The sequence below is a fragment of the Lentzea terrae genome (assembly GCF_003265345.1).
GTDB lineage: Bacteria > Actinomycetota > Actinomycetes > Mycobacteriales > Pseudonocardiaceae > Lentzea > Lentzea terrae.
In genome coordinates, this window is sequence record NZ_QFWW01000030.1 from 422470 (window position 1) to 445385 (window position 22916).

16 protein-coding genes are annotated in these 22916 nt (G+C 69.0%); 4 read left to right on the top strand and 12 right to left on the bottom strand.

Annotated features, from left to right (window positions below):
• Positions 1-69 precede the first annotated feature (69 nt).
• Positions 70-1527, top strand: coding sequence for an FAD-dependent monooxygenase (locus tag DI276_RS39050; protein WP_112273197.1), 1458 nt, complete (start codon positions 70-72; stop codon positions 1525-1527).
• Here the strand turns inward: DI276_RS39050 and DI276_RS39055 are convergent.
• Genes DI276_RS39055 through DI276_RS39090 form a run of 8 tightly spaced genes read right to left on the bottom strand, consistent with a single transcriptional unit; the run spans position 1524 to position 11690 of the window.
• Positions 1524-2276, bottom strand: coding sequence for a cell division protein FtsQ/DivIB (locus DI276_RS39055; protein ID WP_112273199.1), 753 nt, complete (start codon positions 2274-2276; stop codon positions 1524-1526). The two genes, DI276_RS39050 and DI276_RS39055, sit on opposite strands and share 4 nt — an antisense overlap.
• Positions 2273-3655, bottom strand: coding sequence for a UDP-N-acetylmuramate--L-alanine ligase (gene murC / locus DI276_RS39060; protein ID WP_269814341.1), 1383 nt, complete (start codon positions 3653-3655; stop codon positions 2273-2275). Before murC ends, DI276_RS39055 begins: the two co-directional genes overlap by 4 nt.
• Complete coding sequence (murG, locus tag DI276_RS39065) at positions 3652-4770, bottom strand: undecaprenyldiphospho-muramoylpentapeptide beta-N-acetylglucosaminyltransferase (RefSeq protein WP_198681199.1); 1119 nt, start codon at positions 4768-4770, stop codon at positions 3652-3654. The genes murC and murG overlap by 4 nt, the downstream gene beginning before the upstream one ends.
• A gap of 21 nt (positions 4771-4791) precedes the next feature.
• Complete coding sequence (ftsW, locus tag DI276_RS39070) at positions 4792-6258, bottom strand: putative lipid II flippase FtsW (RefSeq protein WP_112273203.1); 1467 nt, start codon at positions 6256-6258, stop codon at positions 4792-4794.
• Positions 6255-7622, bottom strand: a complete 1368-nt coding sequence (gene murD / locus DI276_RS39075) for a UDP-N-acetylmuramoyl-L-alanine--D-glutamate ligase (RefSeq protein ID WP_112273205.1) — start codon at positions 7620-7622, stop codon at positions 6255-6257. Before murD ends, ftsW begins: the two co-directional genes overlap by 4 nt.
• A 2-nt stretch (positions 7623-7624) precedes the next feature.
• The gene (gene mraY / locus DI276_RS39080) at positions 7625-8710 is read right to left on the bottom strand and encodes a phospho-N-acetylmuramoyl-pentapeptide-transferase (protein ID WP_112273207.1); all 1086 of its coding nucleotides are present in this window, start codon (positions 8708-8710) and stop codon (positions 7625-7627) included.
• Positions 8707-10167, bottom strand: a complete 1461-nt coding sequence (locus DI276_RS39085; RefSeq protein WP_112273209.1) for a UDP-N-acetylmuramoyl-tripeptide--D-alanyl-D-alanine ligase — start codon at positions 10165-10167, stop codon at positions 8707-8709. Before DI276_RS39085 ends, mraY begins: the two co-directional genes overlap by 4 nt.
• Positions 10164-11690 carry a UDP-N-acetylmuramoyl-L-alanyl-D-glutamate--2,6-diaminopimelate ligase gene (locus DI276_RS39090; protein WP_112273211.1) on the bottom strand — a complete coding sequence of 509 codons (1527 nt, stop codon included), beginning with the start codon at positions 11688-11690 and terminating at the stop codon, positions 10164-10166. The genes DI276_RS39085 and DI276_RS39090 overlap by 4 nt, the downstream gene beginning before the upstream one ends.
• Before the next feature lie 276 nt (positions 11691-11966).
• Here DI276_RS39090 and DI276_RS39095 point away from each other — a divergent pair, with 276 nt between their 5' ends.
• From DI276_RS39095 to DI276_RS39100, 3 genes are all read left to right on the top strand, one after another.
• Positions 11967-12716: a universal stress protein gene (locus tag DI276_RS39095; RefSeq protein ID WP_157985228.1), complete on the top strand. Its 750-nt coding sequence runs from the start codon at positions 11967-11969 to the stop codon at positions 12714-12716.
• A 44-nt stretch (positions 12717-12760) separates the two neighbouring features.
• The gene (locus tag DI276_RS52725; RefSeq protein WP_232837220.1) at positions 12761-14437 is read left to right on the top strand and encodes an NACHT domain-containing protein; all 1677 of its coding nucleotides are present in this window, start codon (positions 12761-12763) and stop codon (positions 14435-14437) included.
• Between the two features lie 1094 nt (positions 14438-15531).
• A complete protein-coding gene (locus DI276_RS39100) occupies positions 15532-17985 on the top strand; it encodes a TIR domain-containing protein (protein ID WP_232837237.1) in 2454 nt (817 codons plus the stop codon).
• On the opposite strand, the gene DI276_RS39105 is transcribed toward DI276_RS39100, so the two are convergent.
• From DI276_RS39105 to rsmH, 4 genes are all read right to left on the bottom strand, one after another.
• Positions 17923-19074 (bottom strand): putative glycoside hydrolase, encoded by a 1152-nt coding sequence (locus tag DI276_RS39105; protein WP_157985230.1) that lies wholly within the window; start codon positions 19072-19074, stop codon positions 17923-17925. The two genes, DI276_RS39100 and DI276_RS39105, sit on opposite strands and share 63 nt — an antisense overlap.
• A gap of 227 nt (positions 19075-19301) precedes the next feature.
• Positions 19302-21212: a peptidoglycan D,D-transpeptidase FtsI family protein gene (locus DI276_RS39110; RefSeq protein ID WP_112273219.1), complete on the bottom strand. Its 1911-nt coding sequence runs from the start codon at positions 21210-21212 to the stop codon at positions 19302-19304.
• The gene (locus tag DI276_RS39115; protein WP_112273230.1) at positions 21212-21799 is read right to left on the bottom strand and encodes a hypothetical protein; all 588 of its coding nucleotides are present in this window, start codon (positions 21797-21799) and stop codon (positions 21212-21214) included. Before DI276_RS39115 ends, DI276_RS39110 begins: the two co-directional genes overlap by 1 nt.
• Positions 21796-22749 carry a 16S rRNA (cytosine(1402)-N(4))-methyltransferase RsmH gene (rsmH, locus tag DI276_RS39120; protein WP_112273232.1) on the bottom strand — a complete coding sequence of 318 codons (954 nt, stop codon included), beginning with the start codon at positions 22747-22749 and terminating at the stop codon, positions 21796-21798. Before rsmH ends, DI276_RS39115 begins: the two co-directional genes overlap by 4 nt.
• Positions 22750-22916 lie beyond the last annotated feature (167 nt).

The window sequence follows — 22916 nt, forward strand, 5'->3', positions numbered from 1 at the left end:
TCCATCGCGGACGATCAGCCCGGCGGCAACGGCCGGGCCGATGTCCCCTGCCCGGAAACGGAAATCCTCATGATCGACGTCGTCATCGCAGGAGCAGGACCCAACGGGCTCATGCTCGCGTGCGAACTCGCCTTGGCCGGTGCACGGCCGCTCGTGCTGGAACGCCGCACCGGCCCGTCCGACGAACAACGCGCCAACGGACTGGTCGGCCAGGTCGTGCGCATGCTCGACCGGCGCGGCCTGTACGAACGGCTGACCGCGCCCGGCGCCACACCCGAGCCCACCCCGGGCTTCATGTTCGGCGCGTTTCCGTTGGCCCTGCACGACTTACCGGACAACTCGCTCTACGCGCTGATGGTGCCCCAGCGCCGCATCGAGGAGATGCTCGCCGAACGCGCCGACGAACTGGGCGTGGAGGTCCGGCTCGGCCACGAGGTCACAGGACTCACGCGGCACGAGCATTCCGTGACCGTCGAGGTGAACGACACGGCGGCGGTCGAGGCGGCGTTCCTGGTCGGCGCGGACGGCGGCCGCAGCACCGTCCGCAAGCTCGCCGGGATCGAGTTCCCCGGCGTCACCACCGACGACTCGGTGTCGTTCACCGGTCACGTGAGCGTCCCGCCGGAGTTCGTCGCCGCGGACGGCAGCCTGGTCGTGCCCGGTTTCGGCGTGGTGCCAGCGTTTCAGCACCTGCGGACCGAGCGCGGCCTGATCGTGTGGGCGCTCTTCCCCGACCGGGACCCGCTGGTCGCCACGATCGAGTGGGGACAACCCGCCGAGGGCGAGGCAACGCTCGAGGAGCTGCGCGCCAGCGTCGCCCGCGTTCTCGGCGCGGACGTGCCACTCGGTCCACCGGCCGGAGCAGGACCGCATCTCCTGCGCCGGCTCTTCGGCGGCAACACCCGCATCGCGGCTCGCTACCGCGACGGTCGCGTGTTCGTGCTCGGCGACGCCGCACACGTGCACTCGGCCATCGGCGGCCCTGGGCTCAACCTGGGTCTGCAGGACGCGGTGAACCTCGGCTGGAAACTGGCCGCGGTGCTGCGCGGCCGGGCACCCGTGGGGTTGCTCGACACCTACGAGTCGGAGCGGCGCCCCGCGGCCCAGCGCGTCACCATGCAGACCCAGGCCCAGTCGTTGCTCGTCCGGCCCGGCAGCGAGGTGACGGCGCTGCGGGAGCTGTTCGGCGAGCTGCTCGCGTTGGAGCCGACGCGCCGGCACATCGCGCACCTCATGTCCGGCGCCGACATCGCCTACGACATGGGCAAGGCGACCGGCGATCTCGTCGGCCGATGGGCACCGGACTTGCCCGGCCTGCGCGACCTCACCCGCCACGCCCGGCCACTCCTGCTGGACCCGACCGGCGAACTCGACGCAGGCCCCTGGGCGACGCAGGTCGACACCGCGACGATCCCCGAGCTGGACACCGCTCTGCTGCTGCGGCCTGACTGCTACGTCGCGTGGCAGGGAACCACGGACGAGGGCCTGCACGAAGCGCTCGCCACGTGGGTCGGGAACCAGGCCTAGGAAACCGTGGCCAGGTCCGGGGACGACACGTCGTACGTCGTGCCCGGCCGCGAGAGCAGCACCAGCAGCACGGCCGCCTTGCGCGGGGTGTCGTCGGAGCTGCCCCACTTCACCACGCGGTTGCCGCTCAACGTCACCTTCACGTCCGCACCGGACGTGGCAGCAACGGAAACCACGTCGGGACGGAGCTTCTCCGGCAGCTCGTTCAAGACCCCGACCACGGCGCGGGTGGCCGGGTCCGCTGACGACGGAGCGGCGAGCACCAGCTCAGGCACACCTGGTGCCGCGGTGGGGAGAACCGCGTAGTCCTTGCCGGTGGAGTCGACCAGGTGGAAGCCGTCCGGCAGCTTCACCGAGCCGATCGGCACGCGTTCGGTGATCAGCAGCCGGACGGTGCCCGGCAGCTGGCGTTCCACCTCGATGGACGCGATCCGGGGGACGGCGGCCACGCGCTCGCGGATGCCGACGAGGTCCAGGCGCACCAACGGAGAGCCCGGCTCGATGGCGGCGGCGCGGCGGACCTCGTCTTCGGTGAGGACCACTGAGCCGTGGACGTCAACGTGGCGGACGCCCAGCAACGGCGTGAAGAACACGCTGTAGGTCAAACCGATGATGGACAACAACGTCAGCAGCGCGACCAGGCGGCGGCGCAGGATGATCCTGCGCCGCGCCCGGTACTCGGCGCTCTTCGGCCGCCGGTTCGAGGCGGGGCGTACTCGCGTGGACCTGCCGCGAACCGGGGCGCTCATGCCTGCTCTTTGTGCGACAGCGCGCTGACGATCTCGGGGCCGAGCATCGTCACGTCGCCCGCGCCCATGGTCACCACCAGGTCGCCCTCGCGGACCAGTGCCGCAACCAGGACGGGCACGCGGTCGAACGACGGCTCGTAGTGGACGGAGGTCGTCACCTGCTCGGCGATCAGCCCACCGGACACACCCGGCTCCGGCTCCTCGCGGGCGCCGTACACGTCCAGCACCACGACCTCGTCGGCCAGCGACAGGGCGGTGGCGAACTCGGCAGCGAACATCCGGGTCCGGGAGTACAGGTGCGGCTGGAACACCACGACAACACGACCCGCTCCTGCGACCGGACGCGCCGCACGCAGCTGTGCGTCGACCTCGGTCGGGTGGTGCGCGTAGTCGTCGTAGACGGACACGCCACCGGCACGGCCCTTGAACTCGAACCGCCGCCGCACGCCACCGAAAGCGGCGAGGCCTTCGAGCAACCCTGCCTGGTCGGCACCCAGCTCCAAACCGGCCAGCAGAGCAGCGATGGCGTTCAACGCCATGTGCTCGCCCGGCACCGCGACCTGGACCTCGACGGCCACACCGTCGATCTCGACCGACGCGAGGCCACCAGACTCAAACGGCTTGTAGTCGACGATCCGTGCGTCAGAAGCAGTTCGGCCGTACTCCCGCACACGGATGCCACGAGAGCGCGCCTCTGCGATCAACCGCGCCGCGCCCGGATCGTCCACACAGGACACCAGCACGCCGCCCGGCACGATCCGGTCCAGGAACGAGTCGAACACGGCCGTGTACGCCTCTACGGTGCCGTGGTGGTCGAGGTGGTCCGCCTCGACGTTCGTCACGACGGCGACCGACGGCGAGAAGAACAGGAACGAGCCGTCGGACTCGTCGGCCTCAGCGACGAAAACGCCGCCGGTGCCCTGGTGCGCGTTGGCACCGGACTCGTTGAGGTCACCACCGATGGCGAACGACGGGTCCAACCGGCAGTGCTGCAACGCGACGGTCAACATCGAGGTGGTCGACGTCTTGCCGTGCGTGCCGGCGACGCACACGACCCGGTGGTCTTCCATCAGCGCGGCAAGGGCTTCCGCACGACGCAACACCGTGATGCCGCGCTCGCGAGCCGCCGCGTACTCCGGGTTCGTCTCCTTGATCGCGGTCGACACCACGACCTCGGTCGGACCGCCGACGAGCTGATCGAGGTTCGCCGCGGCATGTCCGACGGCGATCTGCGCGCCCTGGGCACGCAGCGCCAGCACGGTCCGCGAGTCCTTGGCGTCCGAACCGGACACCTGCACACCGCGAGCCAGCAGGATCCTGGCGATGCCGCTCATGCCGGCACCACCGATGCCCACGAGGTGAACGCGCTCGAGGCTCACTTCTTGATCACCTCCAGCACGGCGCGGGCGAGAATTTCGTCGGCTTCACGACGGCCGGTGCCCAGCGTCGCCGCGGACATGGCGGCCAGCCGGGCCCGGTCGGCCATCAGCGGCACGACCAGCGACGCGACCTTCTCCGGCGTCAGCTCCTCGTCCGGCACCAAAATCCCACCGCCGGCGGACACGACCGGACCGGCATTGAGAGCCTGCTCGCCGTTGCCGTGGGGCAGCGGCACGAACACTGCGGGCAGTCCGACGGCCGACACCTCGGCGACCGTCATCGCACCCGAGCGGCACAGCACGGCGTCCGCGGCGGCGTAGGCCAGGTCCATGCGCTCCAGGTACGGCACCGGCACGTACGCGGGCGCACCCGGAACCTGTTGCACCGCAACGGTGTTCTTCGGGCCATAAGCGTGCAGCACGCCGACGCCCGCCTGAGCGAACGCGGCCGCGGCGGGTGCCACGGCCTCGTTGATCGAGCGCGCACCCTGCGAGCCACCGAACACCAGCAGTACCGGAGCGTGCGGGTCCAGGCCGAAGAAGCGGCGGGCCTCGTCGCGCAACGCCGCGCGGTTCAGCAACGTGATCGACTGGCGCAGCGGAATGCCGATGATCTGCGCGTCCGCCAGGCCGGAGTCCGGCACGGCGGCCGCGACGTGCTCGGCGAACTTGGCGCCGACCTTGTTCGCGAGACCGGCCTTGGCGTTCGCCTCGTGCACCACGATCGGCACGCGGCCGCGCGCGGCCAGGTACGCGGGCAGCGCCACGTAGCCGCCGAAGCCGACGACGACGTCCGCGCCGACGCGCTCCAGGACCTCACGCGTCTGCTTCACCGCGCCGCGCACGTTCAGCGGCAGCTTGAGCAGGTCGAGCGTGGGCTTGCGCGGCATCGGCACCGGCGGGATCAGCTCCAGCGGGTAGCCGCGGGCCGGCACGATCTTGGTCTCCAGGCCGCGCTCGGTGCCGAGTGCGACGACGCGTGCGTCCGGTCGCAGCCGCATGACCGCGTCGGCCAGCGCCAGTGCCGGCTCGATGTGGCCGGCGGTGCCACCACCTGCGACCACGACGCACGGACCACTGGGGGCAGGGTGCCCGGTCAAGACTTGCCTCCGGATATTGGTTTTGACTACGAACAATCAGTTGTAGCGCCCGCGACCGCGGGTCGACCGGCCTTGTTCGGAACGGCTCTGGTTCACCCGTCGCGTCTCGCGGCGACGGTACTCCGAGGGAGGAGCGGACCTTCCTGCCATACGACGTTCGTCCACGACCGGAAGTTGCGCGGTGCGCCGGCCGGGCGCGCGCGGAGGTGTGGACGGACGCACCGGCTTGCGCTTGGGCGGCGGCTTGTAGGCCTCGGGGGCGGGCAGCTTGAGCAGCCCGCCGACCCGGCCAGGACCCAGGGACCGCAACGCCGCCACGGCCTCGGGCTCGTGCCGGGCGCAGTTCGCGAGGATGCCGAACACGATCATGGTCATCACGACGGACGTGCCGCCGGAGGAGATCATCGGCAGCGTGATGCCGGTGACGGGCAGCAGCCGCACGACGTAGCCGATGTTGATCGCGGCCTGCGCGACCAGCCACACCGTCAGCGTCGCGGACACGATCCGGATCCACGGGTCGGTGTTGCGCGAGGCGACCCGCAGGCCGACCCACGCGAGCAGGCCGAACAGCGCCAGCACCAGCGTGCACCCGACGAAGCCGAGTTCCTCGCCGATCACCGCGAAGATGAAGTCCGACTCGACGTTGGGCAGGTACCGCCACTGCGAACTGCCCTGCGCGAGCCCCTTGCCGAACAGGCCGCCCTCGGCGAGCGCGAACATTGCCTGGCGGGCCTGCAGACCGGCGCCCTGCGGGTCGGCGTTCGGATCGAGGAACGACGTCACGCGCTGCAGCCGGTACGTCGCACCGATCGCGAGCACGACGGCACCCGCCACCGCGCCACCGGCGATCACGCCGAACAGCCGCATCGGCGCACCCACGAACCACAGCAGGCTGATCAGCACCACGCCGAGCGTGATCGTGCCGCCGAGGTCGGGCTGCAGCATGACCAGCGCGAACACCAGCATCGCGACCGGCACGACCGGCACCAGCAGGTGGCGGTACTGCGACAGCAGCGCGCGTTTGGTGACCAGGACGTGCGCGCCCCACAACGCCAGCGCGAGCTTCACGGCCTCGATCGGCTGGAACGAGATCGGCCCGACGGTGAACCACGACTTGGCGCCACCGCGGACGTCGCCCAGCGGCGACAGCACGAGGGCCAGCAGCAGCACGCCGATGCCCATCGCGGCGGTCGACAGGTGCCTGAGCCGGCGCAACGGGAACCGCAGCACCAGCCAGAACAGCACCGCGCCGACGCACACGTAGATCAGCTGCTTCTGGAACACGCTGTAGGCGGACACGCCTGACGCGACCTGTCCAGGCGCCGACGCCGACAGCACCATCACCAGACCGAGCACGGTGAGCATGCCGAAGATCGCGAGCAGCAGGTGGAAGTCGGCGAGCGGACGACCGAGCCACGCCGTCAGGCCGCCGCGCAACGACGTGACGCGGCCCGCAGGCCGCACCTTGCGCTTGGCACTCGTCTTCTCCGCGACGACGCTCATCGGCCGATGAGCTCCTGCACCGCGGCCGTGAACGCCTGCCCGCGATGGGCGTAGTCGGTGAACATGTCCATGGAGGCCGCCGCCGGCGCGAGCAGCACGGTGTCCCCCGGCCTCGCAAGTTCCTGAGCAGCCCGTACCGCGACGGTCATGGGCTCATCGTCCCCTGTGTCAAGCACACGAACGGGGACATTCGGCGCGTGTCGCGCCAGAGCGTCCGCGATGACCTGCCGATCCTGGCCGATCAGCACCACGCCGCGCAGCCGGTGGGCTTCTGTCCGCACCATTTCGTCCACCGAAGCGCCCTTGAGCAGACCACCGGCGATCCAGACGACGCTGTCGAACGCCCGCAGTGACGCCACCGCGGCGTGCGGGTTCGTCGCCTTCGAGTCGTTGACATATTGGATATCAGCACCGTCGACGGCGACGAGCACCGCGCGGTGAGCTGCAGGTTCGAACGCTTCCAAGCCCTCGCGCACAGCCTCGGACGGCACGCCGTACGCGCGCGCCAGAGCCGTGGCGGCCAACGCGTCCGCGATACCGGGAGGACCGGCCGGGCGGATCTTCGCGACCTCGATCAGCGGCTCGTCGTCGGCGAACGCGCGGTCGACCAGCCAGCCGTCCCGCACGCCGAGCTGGCCTGCGGCAGGCTCCTCCAGCGTGAAGCCGACCCGGTCAGGCGCGGGCGAAGCCTCCAGCAGGTCCACGACGAGGTCGTCGTCGAGCCAGCCGATCGCCACGTCACCGGTGAGGACCCTGGCCTTGGCCTGCGCGTACGGCTCCATGCCGCCGTGCCAGTCGAGGTGGTCCTCGGCGAGGTTGAGCAGCGCGCCCGCCTGCGGCCGCACCGACGGCGCCCAGTGCAGCTGGAAGCTCGACAGCTCCACGGCGAGCACCCGGCGACCGGCCAGCAGTGCGTCCACGACGGGCAGACCCACGTTTCCGCAGGCCACGGCGTCCGCGCCGGCCGCGTGCAGGATCGACTCCAGCATGCCGACCGTCGTGGTCTTGCCGTTCGTGCCCGTCACCGCGAGCCACACCGGCGGGTCGGCCAGCTCGGCGGCCATCCGCCAGGCCAGCTCGACCTCACCGATCACCTCGATGCCCGCCGACGACGCGGCCGCGAGCAGCGGGCTCGACGGCTGCCAGCCGGGGCTCGTGACCACCAGCGACGTACCGGCCGGCGGTTCGATCAGGCCCGGCACCAGGTCGACGCCCTCGAGCAGGCTCTCCAGCGCCATCAGCCGTTCCGCTGACGAGTCCGTCACCACGACCTCGGCGCCCGCCGCGAGCAGAGCCTCCGCGGCGGACCGGCCGGTCACACCAGCACCGGCGACCAGCACCCGTGAACCGGCCAGCTTCGTCATCGCTAGAACCCGCCTGTCAGCCACTCGCTGTAGAACACGCCAAGACCGAACATGCAGCAGATGCCGCCCATCAGCCAGAACCGGATGATGACCGTGGTTTCCGCCCACCCGGCGAGCTCGAAGTGGTGGTGGAACGGCGCCATCCGGAACAGGCGCCGTCGTGAGGTGCGGAAGACCGCGACCTGCAGCGCCACCGACAGGGCCTCGACCACGAACAGACCACCGATGACGATCATCAGCAGCTCGGTGCGGGTCGCGATCGCGAGACCCGCGACCAGGCCGCCGAGCGCGAGCGAACCGGTGTCACCCATGAAGATCTTGGCGGGAGCGGCGTTCCACCAGAGGAAGCCGATGCAACCCGCCATCGCGGCCGCGGCGATCACCGCCAGGTCCAGCGGGTCGCGCACGTCGTAGCAGCCGGCGACGGCGAAGGTGGAGCAGTTGTAGCGGAACTGCCAGAACGAGATCACCACGTAGGTGCCGAACACCATCGCCGACGAGCCACCGGCCAGACCGTCGAGGCCGTCGGTCAGGTTCACGGCGTTGGACCAGGCGGCGACCATGCCGTAGCAGAAGACGACGAAGCCGATCATGCCGAACGAGACCACGGTGATGTCGCGGACGAACGACAGGTTGACCGACGCGGGCGTCAGGCCGTCCTTGTTGGGGAACTGCAACACCAGGACCGCGAACGTGATCGTCGCGATGAACTGGCCGACCAGCTTCGCCGTCTTGTTCAGGCCCAGGTTGCGCGCCTTGCGGATCTTGATGAAGTCGTCGAGGAAGCCGACGAGCCCCAGCGACGTCGTCAGCATCAGCACGAGCAGGCCGGACGCCGTCGGGGTCTGGCCGGACGCCGATGCCGACATCGAGTTCACGAGGTGCGTGCCGAGGTAGCCGGCCCACATCGCGACCAGGATGGCGAGACCACCCATGGTCGGCGTGCCGCGCTTGGTCTTGTGGTGCTGCGGACCGTCCTCGCGGATCTCCTGGCCGAAGCCCTGACGGGAGAAGATCTTGATCAGGTAGGGCGTCAGCAGGATCGACACCGCGAGTGCGATCGCTGCCGCGATCAGGATGCTCTTCACTTGGTTCCTGCCTCCAGCAGGGCCTCGGCAATGCGCCACAGGCGATAGGCGTTGGATGCCTTGACCAGCACTACGTCACCGGGCCGGACTTCCCCCTGCAGCAACTCGATCGCCGCGTCCGCGTCCGGCACCCTGACGGATTCGTCTCCCCAAGATCCTTCCAGGTGCGCACCCTGGTGCATCGCGCGGGCCGCTTCACCGACGACGACCAGCTTGCTGATGTCCAGGCGTACCACCAGGCGGCCGATCTCGTCGTGCTCGCGCACCGCGTCGTCGCCCAGTTCCGCCATCGGGCCGAGCACGGCCCAGCTGCGGCGGGCAGGCGTGGTGGCGCGCGAGATCGTCGCGAGTGCCTTCAACGCCGCCCGCACCGAGTCCGGGTTCGCGTTGTACGCGTCGTCGATGACTGTCACGCCATCGGCCCGGTCGGTGATCACCATGCGGTGTGCGGAAACCCGTTCCGCCGCGCCGAGCCGTTCCGCGACCTCTGCCGGCGTGGCGCCGAGCTCGAGTGCGATGGCGGCGGCGACCAGCGCGTTCGAGACCTGGTGCGGACCGTGCAGGCCGAGCTTGACCTGCGCGTCGCCCTGCGCGGTCTTCAGCGTGAAGCTCGCGCGGGCCTGCTCGTCCAGCTCGATGTTCTCCGCCCGGACGTCCGCTTTGGGATTCTCACCGACGAGGACGACCTTGGCCTTCGTGCGGCTCGCCATGCCCGCGACCAGCGGGTCGTCGGCGTTGAGGATCGCGACGCCGTCTTCCGGCAGCGACTCGATGAGCTCACCCTTGCCCTGCGCGATGCCCTCACGTGAGCCGAACTCGCCGAGGTGGGCGGTGCCGACGTTCAGCACGGCGCCGAACTTCGGCGGGGCGATCTCGCAGAGGTTCGCGATGTGGCCGATGCCGCGCGCGGACAGCTCCAGCACGAGGAACCTGGTGTCCTCGGTCGACCGGAGCGCGGTCCACGGGTGGCCCAGCTCGTTGTTGAACGACTCCGGCGGCGCGATGACGTCGCCGACCGGCCGCAGCACCTGGGCGATCAGGTCCTTCGTGGACGTCTTGCCGGCCGAACCGGTGACGCCGACGATCGTGAGGTCCTTCAGCCGGTCGGTGACGTGCCTGGCGAGCTTGGCCAGCGCGGCCAGCACCGCGGCGCCCTCGCCGGTCTTGTCACCCGCGAGCACGTAAGCGTCGGCGTGCTTGGCCTCCACCGGCGGCGCGATCACCGCGGGGGCGTCGACCTCCCGGCCGGCCAGCACACCCGCCGCGCCTTGGGAAACGGCCTGGGCGGCGAAGTCGTGGCCGTCCACGCGTTCACCGGGCAGGGCCAGGAAGAGGCCACCCTCGGTGACCTTGCGGGTGTCGAACTCGATGGAACCCGTGACCACCGGGGAGCCATCGGTTGCGTGCAACCGTCCGCCGACGATCTCAGCGATCTCGGCGAGCGTGAGTGCGATCAACGGTGCGCCTTTCTGATCGCGGCGGTCAGCGTCTCGACGTCCGAGAACGGGTGGATCACGCCGGCGATCTCTTGTCCCGTCTCGTGTCCCTTGCCCGCCACGACGACGACATCTCCCGGATGTGCCAGCTCGACGGCCTTCTCGATCGCGAGCTTCCGGTCGCCGATCTCGAGCACCTCGCCCCTGTTCGCGGTGGCGAGGGCCCCTTCGAGCATGGCGGCCCTGATGGAGGACGCGTCTTCGCTCCTCGGGTTGTCATCGGTGATGATCAACACGTCGGCTCGTTGCGCCGCGGCCTCGCCCATCAGCGGCCGCTTGGCCCGGTCGCGGTCACCGCCGCAGCCGAGCACGATGATCACCCGGCCGTCGGTCTTCGCCCGCACCGCGTCCAGTGCGAGCGCGACGGCGGCGGGCTTGTGCGAGTAGTCGACGACCGCGGTGAAGCTCTGGCCCTCGTCGACGCGCTGCATGCGGCCGGGGACCTGGACGTTGCTCAGGCCTTCGGCGATGGCTTCGGCGCTGATGCCCTCCGCGTGCAGGCAGGCGATCGCGAGCAGGGCGTTCGCGACGTTGAAGCTGCCCGCGAGCGGGAGGTGGATCTCGATGTCGCCGTCGGGACCGTGCGCGGTGAACGTCTGCTCACCGGTCGCGCTCACCTCGACGTTGCTCGCGGTCCAGGTGGCGGGCTTGGTGGTGGCGACGGTGATGGTGCTGGGCTTCACGAGCCGCTCGCCCCACTCGCCGTCGACGCAGACGACCTCCTTGCGCGCGCGGCCGTCGAACAGCTGCGCCTTCACCTCGAAGTACTCCTCCATCGAGGCGTGGAAGTCGAGGTGGTCCTGGCTGAGGTTGGTGAACGCGCCGATCTCGAACTCGGTGGCGGCGACCCGGCCCAGCTCCAGCGCGTGGCTCGACACCTCCATCGCGACGTCGGTGATGCCGCGCTCGGCCATGACCGCGAACAGCGCCTGCAGGTCCGGCGCCTCCGGCGTGGTGTGCGAGCTGTCGAGCTGCTCGGTGCCGATGCGGGTGCCGACCGTGCCGATGAGACCCGTCTGCTTGCCGGCGGCCTTCAGCACGGACTCGATCATGTACGTGGTGGTGGTCTTGCCGGACGTGCCGGTGACCCCCCACAGCTTGATCTTCGTCGACGGCCGGCCGTAGACGTGCGCGGCGAGCAGGCCCACCACCTCGCGCGGGCGCGGGTGGATCAGCACGGGCAGGTCCTTCAGGGCCTCGCGAGCGGCACCGGCTTCGTCCGTGAGCACCGCGACGGCACCGTTGGCGATGGCCGTCTCGGCGAAGTCGGCACCGTGGACCCTGGCACCGGGCAGCGCGGCGTAGAGGTCACCGGGGACCACGTGCTGAGCACGCAGCGTCACCCCCGTCACCTGGACGTCGGCATGCGCTGGCCTGGTCAGGTGCACGTCGGCGACCGCGGCGAGAGCAGCCACGGAAGCAGGGCGAACGGCGTTGGGGCGGGGCGGGGCGGTCGCGACCTTGCCCTCGAGCTTGGCAGGCACGGGCAAGAGGCTACCGGCGTGCGCGAAGTGGCCGAGCGCCGCGTTGGCAATCGGGTGATGATCTGCCCGGATGGGCCGTTCGAGTGGCCTTGTGGGTTGCGCTTCAGGAGTGAGCCCGTCCGGCCGAACAAGTTCCTGCCCGGTTTGGGACTTTGGGCCCTGTGGACGCCGGGGCACGCGCGGTGAGGTATGAGGCGGCAGGAGGCGGCGATGAGAACAACCACGACGGTGCAACCCAGGAGGTTTTCCTTCTGGGCACCGGATTTCAGTCGTTCCGTGACGGTAGGTGTCGACACTTCCGAAACCGCGTATCACGCTTTCGAGTGGGCCGCGCGCCACGCGTGGTCGCTGCGCACAGACCTCCAGGTCTACCTCGCGGACCCCAGCGACACGACGGTCCAGCGAGTCCTGGAACGACTCCCCATGCTCACCGCCCACTTCCGCCCGAGCGGAGACGACCCGGTGGCCGCACTGGTGAGGGCGTCGGACTCCAGCGCGACCTTGGTCTTGGGGTGCAAGGGCGAACAGCACCGCAGCCTGGGTCTGGGCTCCCTCGTCCTCCCGGTGTTGCGCCGCGCGCGGTGCGGAGTCGTAGTGGTGCGCGGACGACCCCCGGCGATCCGTGGCGAGTACGGCTGGATCACCGCGGCCGTCGGCGGGTGCGAAGACCCGGTCGTGCTCCGACGCGCGGTCGAGCTCTGCCGCACCCGCCGAGCGTCTCTGCGCCTCCTCCACGTCCACCCGCCGGCCCAGCACGGCGTCTCCGTACCCCGCGACGAGGCCGCCGTCCGCCGCGCCGTGCTGTTCTTGCGCACCACGGCTCCTGAGCTCACGCCCGAGGTGGTCGTCGAGTCCCGTCATCCGCACGAAGCGCTGGCCTCTTTGGACTCGGACCTCGTTGTCGTGGGACGCGGTGGGCAGCACGACGGGGTCGGCTTGATCACCCGTGCTGCGCTCTACCACGCCGCTTGTCCGGTGTTGGTGGCTCGACCCGAGCCTCTGCACGACGACCGGGTGATGCCATAGCCGAAAGCTCGTTCGGCCGCGCACGAAGTCTTTAGTCTGTGCCGATGCCGCCTGTCGACGCGACTACGCTCCGAGGCGCCCTGCTGACCCTCGCCCAGGACGACACCGCCTGGTTGGACGCGGTCGACCGGCTGCTGGGACGGGTGCTGACGGGCACTTCGATCCACACGTCGATCCGGGGTCTGTACGGGTGGATCGACGGTGGTGAGGCGCCGAAGCTGGTCCAGGACCGGCTGGCGGACTTGATCGTCCAGCTGCCGGGCATGAGCAGGAGCGGTCGGCTGGACCCGGTCATCGCCGTGCACACGGTGCTGGTCGCGACGGCGTTCTTCGAGACAGCCCGCGAGTTGCTGACCGACGACCTCGATGTCGCGGACGAGAGCGAATGGCAGCAAGAAGATCATTCGTTCGTCTCGTACCTGTACTCGGACGAGGTGCCTGCGCCTTCCATCACCCGGTTCTTCGCCGACAACGTCAGCACCGTCGGCAGGTGGGCGGCCGACCGGGGCGAGCGCGTCCACCGGATCCTGCGCAGAACGAGCCCGCGCGGTGGCAGCAAGCTGCTGCTGGAGGCCGCGTTCGTGACACGGGTGGTCGCCCGTTACGAGATGGACTTCCGCGCCTTGGCCGTGGACCTGCCCGAGTTCGCGACGTGGGCCGAGATGCGGCCACGCCGGCGCGCGGATGCTGCAGCGGACCACTGGATCGACAACGTGGCGAACGACGCGCATGCGACGTTGCACAGCGCGAACGAAGCCGCGTTGAACTCCCCGCTGCCGAGCAACCCGGTCCTTCCTCCGCTCGGCGCTCTCTACATCGCCGCCGGCTACCGCCTGGCCGTGGCCAGCCCGCTGGCGAGGCTGGCCGACGAGAGCTGGTGGTCGTCCGAGACACAGCTCCGACATGACTTGAACCTGATGCTCGTCCGTCATTTCACCAGCCCCGATGCCTACCGGCTGCCCATGCTGGTCATCGGCGGGCCGGGCTCTGGGAAGTCGGCGCTGACGATGGAATTCGCCGCCCGCAGGCCCGACACCGACTACATCGTCGTTCGCGTGCCGCTGCGAACCACCGCCTCAGGAGCATCCGTCCAGAACCAGATCAAGGAGGCCCTGCGGGATCAGACCGACGGCCGGGTCGAGTGGGCCGACCTCGTCCGCCAGGGCATCGGCAAGACGTGCCTCGTGGTCCTCGACGGTCTCGACGAGATGCCGCAGGTCCCTGGCTCGTCGCGGAGCTTCCTCGACGAAGTCGTCTGGTTTCAGCGCATGGAGGCCAGGGTCGGCCGCCCAGTGGCGGTGCTGGTCACCACCCGGACGTCGTTCCTGGACCAGCTGCTCATCCCGGACGGCACCCCCGTGGTCGCGCTCGCGGACTTCGACGACGACCAGATCGGCCGGTGGATCTCGGCGTGGAACCAGGCGACGGCCGACACGCAACGACGTCCCATGACGGTCGAGGCCGCACTCGCTCATCCGGATCTCGCGCGAAACCGTTGGGGTTGTTGCTGCTCACGCAGCAGATTACCGATCCCTCCGCACCCAACGAGAGCGTCGTGCCGAGAGATGTGTTCGCGGCCGCCATCGACGCGTTGGCGTCACAATCGCCCGACTTCCCGGTGCCGGGCGCCGCCGCGCTGGGAATGCTCAACCGCGGCTGGCGGCCGATCTCCGCCGAAGAGCTCCGCGCCGATCTCGCGGCACTCGGTCACACGGACATGAGCACCGTCGAATCCGTGCTCCGCGACCTGGAACAGCAACCTGCCTCGTTCGCCGAGTACCGCATCGCCTCGCTGGTCGTGGACGTGCTGTTGCAGAACGACGCGCTGCTGTCCTCGTTGCTGTCGCACACCCTGCTGTCTCTCCGGCCGGCCACGTTGACCTTCCTCCCGCAGGTCACCGACGGAATGCCTGCACAGCAACGGGCACGGCTGACCAAGACGCTCGACGACCTGATCCAGGGGTACCTCAGCCGGACCGACACCTATGTGCGCCCGGCCCACCGCCCTGCGTCATCCGACGTGGAACGCGCCATTTACACGGCGAACCTGGTGCTCCTGCGGCTGTTCGTGCGGCCGGACACCAGAGGAATACGCCTCGCGGCAAACCAGTCGTTCGCTCTCGCCAAGCTGTGGTCGAAGACGCTGGACAGCCTCAGCATGCGCAACCTGCAGTCGCTGATCACCATCCACGAGGACGGATTCGCACGGCGCACGCCTCGCGCTGCGCATGGAGAGGCTCAACTCACGCTCACAGGCCCAGCGGAGGGCGTCGACTTCGTCCACCGCGGGCTGACATCCGACCCTCGCGCGGTCACCCAGCTGAACTGGTCGTCCGACGGCGACCTGTTGACGACCAGCTACGGCGGCGAAACGGTCGCGTGCTGGCGAGTCGCGGAGCACCTGCCACCGCACGTCATCGGTGAGCTGCCCAACCTCACCGACCTCGACTGGCATCCGACGCGTCCAATCGCGGCGGTAGTGCAGCGGACGCGGAAGACCGAGTCACGTCGTCTGATGCTCACGCGTTTCGAGGACGGGTCGACCCGCGAACTGTGCGAGATCGGGCCTCTCAGCCGGGTCGCCTGGTCGCCGGACGGCGGATCGCTGGCCGTGTTCAGTCCTCTGGGGCTGTGGATAGTGGACGCCGCCACCGGCGAACAACGCACGGTGACAACGTTCAAAAACCTCGAACATCAGTCATACCGCCTGAAACCCCGCTGGTCCAAGGACGCCGACCACATCTGGGTCGCCGCCGGGGGCACCGTGTGCGTAGCACTCACGAGCGGCGAAGTGGTGCATGCAGTCGAATTCGCCATGCACGCGCGCGACATCTTGGTGCAGGAGAGCGGGCATGGCCTGATCGCCTTCACCCCGCCGGGCAAGCCCGAGATCGAGATCATTCCTTTCTTCCGCTTTGACGGTGCCTCGGTCCTGGAGGGACACACCAAGCTCGTCACCTGCGCCAGGTTCTCCCCGAACGGTGAGTACCTCGCGTCGATGTCGATGGACAACACGATCAGGATCTGGCGGTGCGAGGACTGGCAGTGCGTCGCGGTGCTGCCCCGCGAGGAGATCAGCGGCCGCGGCGGACTCGCCTTCCACCCGACGAAGCCGCTGCTCGCGATCAAGGACCGCAACGGCGTCGACGTCGTCCGTCTCGACCACCAGGTGCTCGGCAGGATCGGTGCTGCACGGACGTCACGCAGGTACGCCAACGCCAAGATCGTGCTCGTCGGAGACACCGGCGTCGGCAAGTCGGGGCTGGGCCTCGTGATGAGCGGCCAGCCGTTCGCACCGACGGACTCGACGCACGGCCGCAACGTCTGGACGTTCGAGAAGTCCATCGAGACGACACCGTCCGGCGACGTCCAGACGAGGGAAACGCTGCTGTGGGACCTCGCAGGCCAGCCCGGCTACCGGATGGTGCACCAGTTGCACCTCAACGAAATCGCGGTGGCGCTGGTGGTGTTCGACGCGCGCAGCGAGACGGATCCGTTCGCCGGCGTGCAGTACTGGAGCCGCGCGCTGGCGCAGGCGAGGCGGCTCGACGGCGCGGCCGCTGTGCGGCTGAAGGCTTTTCTGGTAGCCGCACGGACCGATCGTGGTGGCACGGCGGTGAGCAGGGCGAGGATCGAGCGGGCCGTTCAGCAGTACGGGTTCGACGGGTTCATCGAGACCAGTGCGAAGGAAGGGTGGGGCGTCGACGAGCTGATCCGCGCGGCGCGTGGTGCGATCGACTGGGACGCCGTGCCCGTCGTCAGCTCGACGGCGTTGTTCCAGTCGATCAAGGACTTCGTGCTCGAGGAGAAGCGCCAGGGCCGCATTCTGTCTACTGTGGACGATCTGTTGCACAGCTTTCGCCGCCTCCGGCAGGAGGAGACGCCGGCCGAGCACCTGCTGGACAGGTTCACGACCTGTCTCGGACGACTGGAGAGCGTCGGCGTCATCAGGCGGATGGCATTCGGCGACTACGTCCTGTTGCGGCCAGAGCTCCTGGACGCCTACGTGTCCTCGCTGGTGCAGGCTGCGAAGGACGAGCCGGACGGGCTCGGCTTCGTACCTGAGGCGGACGCGCTCGCGGGTACCTTCCGGATGCCCGAGTCCGAACGGCTGACCAACGAGCAGCAGGAGCGAATCCTGTTGATCACGGTCGTGGAGGAGCTGCTGCGGCGCGAGATCGCGCTGAAGGAGGTCACCGACAAGGAAGTCGACCTGATCTTTCCGTCGCAGTTCACCAGGGAACGGCCGGAGGCCCCGCAGGTGCCAGGACAGGACGTGGTGTTCACGTTCGACGGCGACCTGCAGTCGATCTACTCGACGCTCGCGGTGCGGCTCTCGCACTCCAGACTGTTCCAGCGCGGCCCGATGTACCACAACTCCGCCTCGTACCTCGCGGACGCGGGAGGAACCTGCGGCATCGCCATCCGCGAGATCGCGGAGGGCAGGGGCGAACTGGTGCTGTTCCACGACGAGCGCGCCCAGCCGATCGTCCGGCGGCAGTTCGAGGTCTACGTCGTCGAGCACTTGGAGCAACGGGCAGGCAACGTCGTGACGCGCCGGGTGCGCAGGTGCCGGCCGTGCAACTACGCGATCGACGACGAAGTCGTGCAGCGCAGGCTCGGCCGCGGCCTCACGACGGTGATCTGTCAGATCTGCGACGGAGTCGTCTCGATCACTGATGCCGACCAGCCCGACGTCCGGCCGGCGGTCGCGGAGATGAACGCCAACGCCAACGCCCAACGCGACCAGGACGTCGCCGCCACGACCCTCAAGGGCAAGCGCGAGGCCGAGGACTACGACGTCTTCCTGTGCCACAACGTGAAGGACAAAACGCAGGTATTGGAGATCGCCAGGCGGCTCGAAGCGCACGGCATCCTGCCCTGGCTCGACGTCGACGCCATCCAGCCCGGTTCACGGTGGCAGGACGAGATGGCGAAGGGAATTGAGAAGAGCAGGTCGGCGGCTGTGCTGATCGGACCGGCCGGGTTCGGGCCGTGGCACGACGCCGAGATGCACCTCATCAACGACTGGTCCGTGCGCGATGCCCGCCGACGGGTCATCCCAGTGATCCTCGACGGCACGGACGACGATCTCGAACTGCCCGGCTTCCTGCGGGTGTGGTCCACCATCGACATGCGGATGGCGGACCCCGACCCGATCGAACAGCTCATCTGGGGGATCACCGGCGAGCAACCCCGCTGGGCTCTAGCAGCCCTTGCGCAGGACGGTTCCCGTCGTGCCCGGCAGCGACACCGAATGGACCGTTGAGCCCTTTTCGTTGGTGTGGGCGTCAGCAAGCCGCACGTTGACGGCTGAGCTGCCGGTCTTGTTCGCGTTGACGATCACCGTGCCGCACACGAAGTCGCGCTGGAACACGTTGGACGCCACCGAGAAGTACGGCCCGGTGGCCGCGCCCAGGTTCCAGTCGTACTCGGGGCGCCACACGGAGGCGTTGTCGTAGCGGTCGGTCTCCTGGATCTCGGAGATCGCCGCGTGTGAGCCGGCGGCCAGCAGGTAGCTCGCGAAGGCGTAGCGGAACGGCTGCTCGGCGCCGCTGTGGTGCGGCTGCACCCAGGTGATCTTGCCCTTGGCCTCGTTGGCGGCGATCTCGGCTACCTGACGGCTCCAGCCCTGCGGGTACTCGGAGAGGAGATCGTTGTCGTTGAAGGTCAGCCACCACTCGTCGAAGCCGCCGTCCAAGTACTCGACGTAGGAGTCCCACGCGCCGTCGTGGAGGCGGGCGTTGGACATGTTGGCGACGGTTTTGAGGCCGGCGTCGACGAACTTCTGCCTCGTGTTGGCGAGCATCGAGCGGTAGGCGTCGCGCATCGCCTCGTCTGTGGGGTACGAGGCCGGGCAGACGCCATCGTGGTAGGTGTCGCAGGCGAACAGTGCGTTGTCCATGAACACGCCGTCGAACGCGCCACGCGACGATGCGATCACGTTGTCGGCCCAGGCGTTCTGGTAGTCGGTGTTGCCGACGTCCATCTGCCAGTGGCCCTCGTATCCGTCGTACTCGAAGCGCTGCCCCTGGGAGTCGAGCAGGAACCACGAGGGATCGGCCGCGCAGTAGCCGACGCCGGTGGGGAGATCGGTTTCGTCGACGCCGTTCGAGCACGCGTAGCTGCGCGTCGAGGAGAGGTCCTTGTAGACGAAGGTCTGGATCTTCGGATTGGCCGCCTTGAACTTCGCGGCCAGATCGGTTTCCCAGGCGTTCAGCACGACGTAGGAACGTCGCGAGGCCTCGGCCGTGATCATTTCGGACGTCGTCGGCGTGCTGTTCATGTGCAGCCAGTACGACTTCGTGGAACTCTCTTCTTCGGACGCCTGAGCTGCGGGGACAACAGATGCCGTCACCGCGCCAACCAAGATCAAATATCCCCACGAACGCACGCCAAACCCCATCTCGCCTTGCACTCCGGTTTCGGAGTATTAGACCTGGCGAAATGCGTCTCATTACGAAAAAGTGCGGGGTGATTTTCACTGTGAAACAATGAAATGCATCATTGCCACGCCTGGGCGTGTCTCAGATCACTTGCAAGAAGCGCAGGCGTCACCAAGAATGCGCGACCCCGCGAAACGAGCTACATCTGCAGCTGCACGAACGGCGTCTGCTCCGTCGACATCGGCACCTGGAAGCGCTGGGTCAGGTAGGTGGCGATGTCGTGGAACAACGGCGCCGCCGTCCCGCTGAGCGGGGTGCCGTGCGGGTTGTCGAGCATGATTCCGACGACGTAGCGCGGGTTGTCCGCCGGGAGGATGCCGGCGAACGTGATCCAGTACTGCGTCTGCGAGTAACACTTGCAGGTCTGGTCGATCTGCTGGGCCGTGCCGGTCTTGCCCGAGATCTGGTAGCCCGGCAGGGCCGCCGGGAGGCCGGTGCCGTTCTGGTTCGCGTCGCGCGGGTTGACCTGGGCGACATAGCGGAACATGTCGCGCACGGTCTTCGCAGTCTCCGGCGAGACGACGCGGACGCCTTCCGGGCGCTGCTTCTCGTTGCGCGCGCCCTCCTCGCCGATCTCGGCACGGATCAGGCGGGGCGGCATGCGGAGGCCGTCGTTGGCGATGGCCTGGTACATACCGGTCATCTGCAGCAACGTCATCGAGAGACCCTGGCCGATCGGCAGGTTGCCGAACGTCGAGCCGGACCACTGGTTCAGCGGCGGCACGACACCGGACTCCTCGGCGGGCACACCGGAGTTGAGCCGGCGGCCCAGGCCGAACTTCTGCAGCATCTCGGCGTAGCGCTCCTTGCCGACCTCCTGGGCCGCCATCAGCGTGCCCACGTTCGAGGACTTGGCGAAGACGCCGTTGAACGACAGCGGCACGGTGCCGTGGGCCCACCAGTCCTTGATGACGCGGTCGGAGACCTTGATCGAACCCGGCACCTGCAGCACGTCGTCCGGCTTGAAGAGGCCGTACTCGACGGCCGCGGCAGCCGTGACGATCTTGTTCACCGAACCCGGTTCGAAGCTCGACGCGACCGCCGCGTTGCGCTTCTGGTCCTCCGAGGCCTTGCCGAAGTCGGTCGGGTCGTAGGTCTTGTCGTTGGCCATCGCGACGATCTCGCCCGTGCGGCTGTCCAGCACGACGGCGGAAGCGTTGGCCGCGCCCGACTTCTTCGCGTAGTCGGTGACCATCTTCTGCACCGCGTACTGGGTGTCGATGTCGATGGTCAGTTCAAGGCTCTTGCCCGGCAACGGCTGCACGAGCTCGCGTTCGGTGTTCGGGATGACGAGGGTGTCGTCGCCCGACATCGTGTCGACCACACGACGGCCCATGCGACCGGCGAGCACGTTGTCCTGCGCGCTCTCCAGGCCGAGGATGCCCTGGACGGTCGGCGGCTTCTCCTCCTGGCGCCAGTTCGCGGCGCCGATGATGTTCGACGCCAGCTCGCCGTTGGGGTAGATGCGCTTCGAGCGGTACTCGGAACCGATCTCCGCCCGGTACTTCTCGACGATCTTCGCCGCCTTGGCCGGTTCCGCCTCGCTGACCAGGACCTCGTAGCTGATGTCCTTCACCAGCTGCTGGTAGATCGTTTCCTCGTCGGTCTTCTCGCCGTTGACCTCGGGACCGAGCGTCGCGGAGATGAACTTGGCGACCTCACGGGCGTGGTCGTCGTAGCTGACCGGGTACCGCTCCGGGTCCTTCGCGCGGGCCTCGTCCCACGTCTTGCGGGCGCGCTGCGGCAGGATGTAGAGCGCGCGCACCTCGATCGAGAACGCGAGCTGGTTGCCGTTGCGGTCGAGGATCGAGCCGCGTTCGGCGGGGATGTTCTGCCGGGTCGTGCGCTGCTTCTGCGCCTGCTCCGCCAGCTCGTCGGCCTGGATGCCCTGCACCTGCACGAGCTTCGCGCCCGCGATCAGCAGCGCGCCGATCAGCAGGATGCGGCCGACCGCGATGCGCAGCCTGCTGTTGCCGCTCAGGCGCGCGGTCGGGCGAGGGCCGCGCACCGACAACGGGCGGCGCGGCCCCCTCTGCTGCGGACCCGGCATCAGCCACCCGCCGGCGGAGTCTGGTTACCGGGCGGCGGAGTCTGACCAGCGGGCGGCGTCTGGCCGGCCGGGGGCGTCTCCGGGGACGGCGGTGGCGGCGGCGTCGACTTGGTCGGCGCGCTCGGCTTGCCGAACTCCTCGATCGAGCCGTCCGGGTTCTGCCGCAGCCGCGCCGGGTTCGACGGCTCCACGAGGCCCATCTCGGTGGCCCGGCGGGCCAGGTCGGTCGGCGACTCGAGCAGCGCCACCTCGCGGCGCAGCTGTTCCATCCGCAACGTCAGCTTCTCCGCCTCGGCCCGCGCCTCCTGCAGGCGGTACGTGTCCGCGGCGGCCTGGGTCGAGAAGTACATGATCCCGGCGACGCCCGCGCCCAGCACGAGCATCACCAGCACCACGAACGGGGCCTTCGACACGGCCTTCTGCTGCGGCACGGCAGCGCCGCCGCGCAGGTTCTGGGCGCGCTGGGCCCGGCGGGCGTAGGCGCGTTCGGCACCCGCGGTCCGGCGCCGAGCCTTGTCCTGGTCCTCGCGCGGCTTCTTGGAGGGGTCGCGGGGCGACGGCTCGCCGACCCGTGCGGGTGCCGTCATCTCGGTGCTCCGATCCGTTCCGCCGCGCGCAGCCGCACTGGCGCCGCGCGCGGGTTGTCCTCGATTTCCTGCTCCGACGCGAGCTCCGCGCCCTTCGTGAGCAACTTGATCTCGGGCCCGTGGCCCGGCAGTTCGACCGGCAGCCCCGGCGGCGTCTTCGACTTCGCCAGCTCCGCGAACGCCTGCTTCACCATCCGGTCCTCAAGGGACTGGTAGGACTCCACGACGATCCGCCCGCCGATGCCCAGCACGCCGAGCGCGGCGGGCAGGGCCAGCCGCAACGACTCCAGCTCGCCGTTGACCTCGATCCGCAGCGCCTGGAACGTCCGCTTGGCCGGATGCCCGCCGGTGCGTCGCGACGCCGCGGGGACAACGTTGTACAGCAGCTCGACCAGTCGCCCGGAGTTGGTGAACGGCTCCTTCTCGCGTTCCTTCAGCACCGCAGACGCGATCTTGCCCGCGAACCGCTCCTCGCCGTACGTGGAGAGGATCCGCGCGAGGTCGCCGTGCGAGTACGTGTTGAGCACGTCCGCCGCCGTCATGCCGGTGCCCTTGGACATCCGCATGTCGAGCGGCGCGTCCTTCGAGTACGCGAACCCGCGCTCCTCCTCGTCCAGCTGCAACGAGGACACGCCGAGGTCCATCAGCACACCGTCCACATGCGAGTAGCCGAGGTCCTCCACGGCTTCGTCGATGTGGTCGTAGGTGACGTTGACGAGCTTGACCCGGTCACCGTGGCGCGCGAGCCGCTGGCCGGCCATCTCGATGGCCTGCGGGTCGCGGTCGAGGCCGATCAACGTGAGTTCGGGGTGGGCGCTCAACAACGCGTCGGAGTGGCCACCCATGCCGAGCGTCGTGTCGACCACGACGGCGGGCTTGCCTTCGAGCGCCGGAGCGAAGAGTTCCAGGACGCGGTCCAGCAGCACCGGAACGTGCCGCGGCTGATCCATCGTCCCTCTACTCCCCTGATGCGCGGATCGGGTGACGTCAGGTCCCCGCCCGCCCGTCGAACCTGGCGCCGGGGAAGGTGCGCCAGGGCCGATAGTCGAGCGGACCGAGGCCTCACGGCACCCGAATCGCGTGTGGAACATCCGGCCTGTTGCTCGGCTGACCGCCA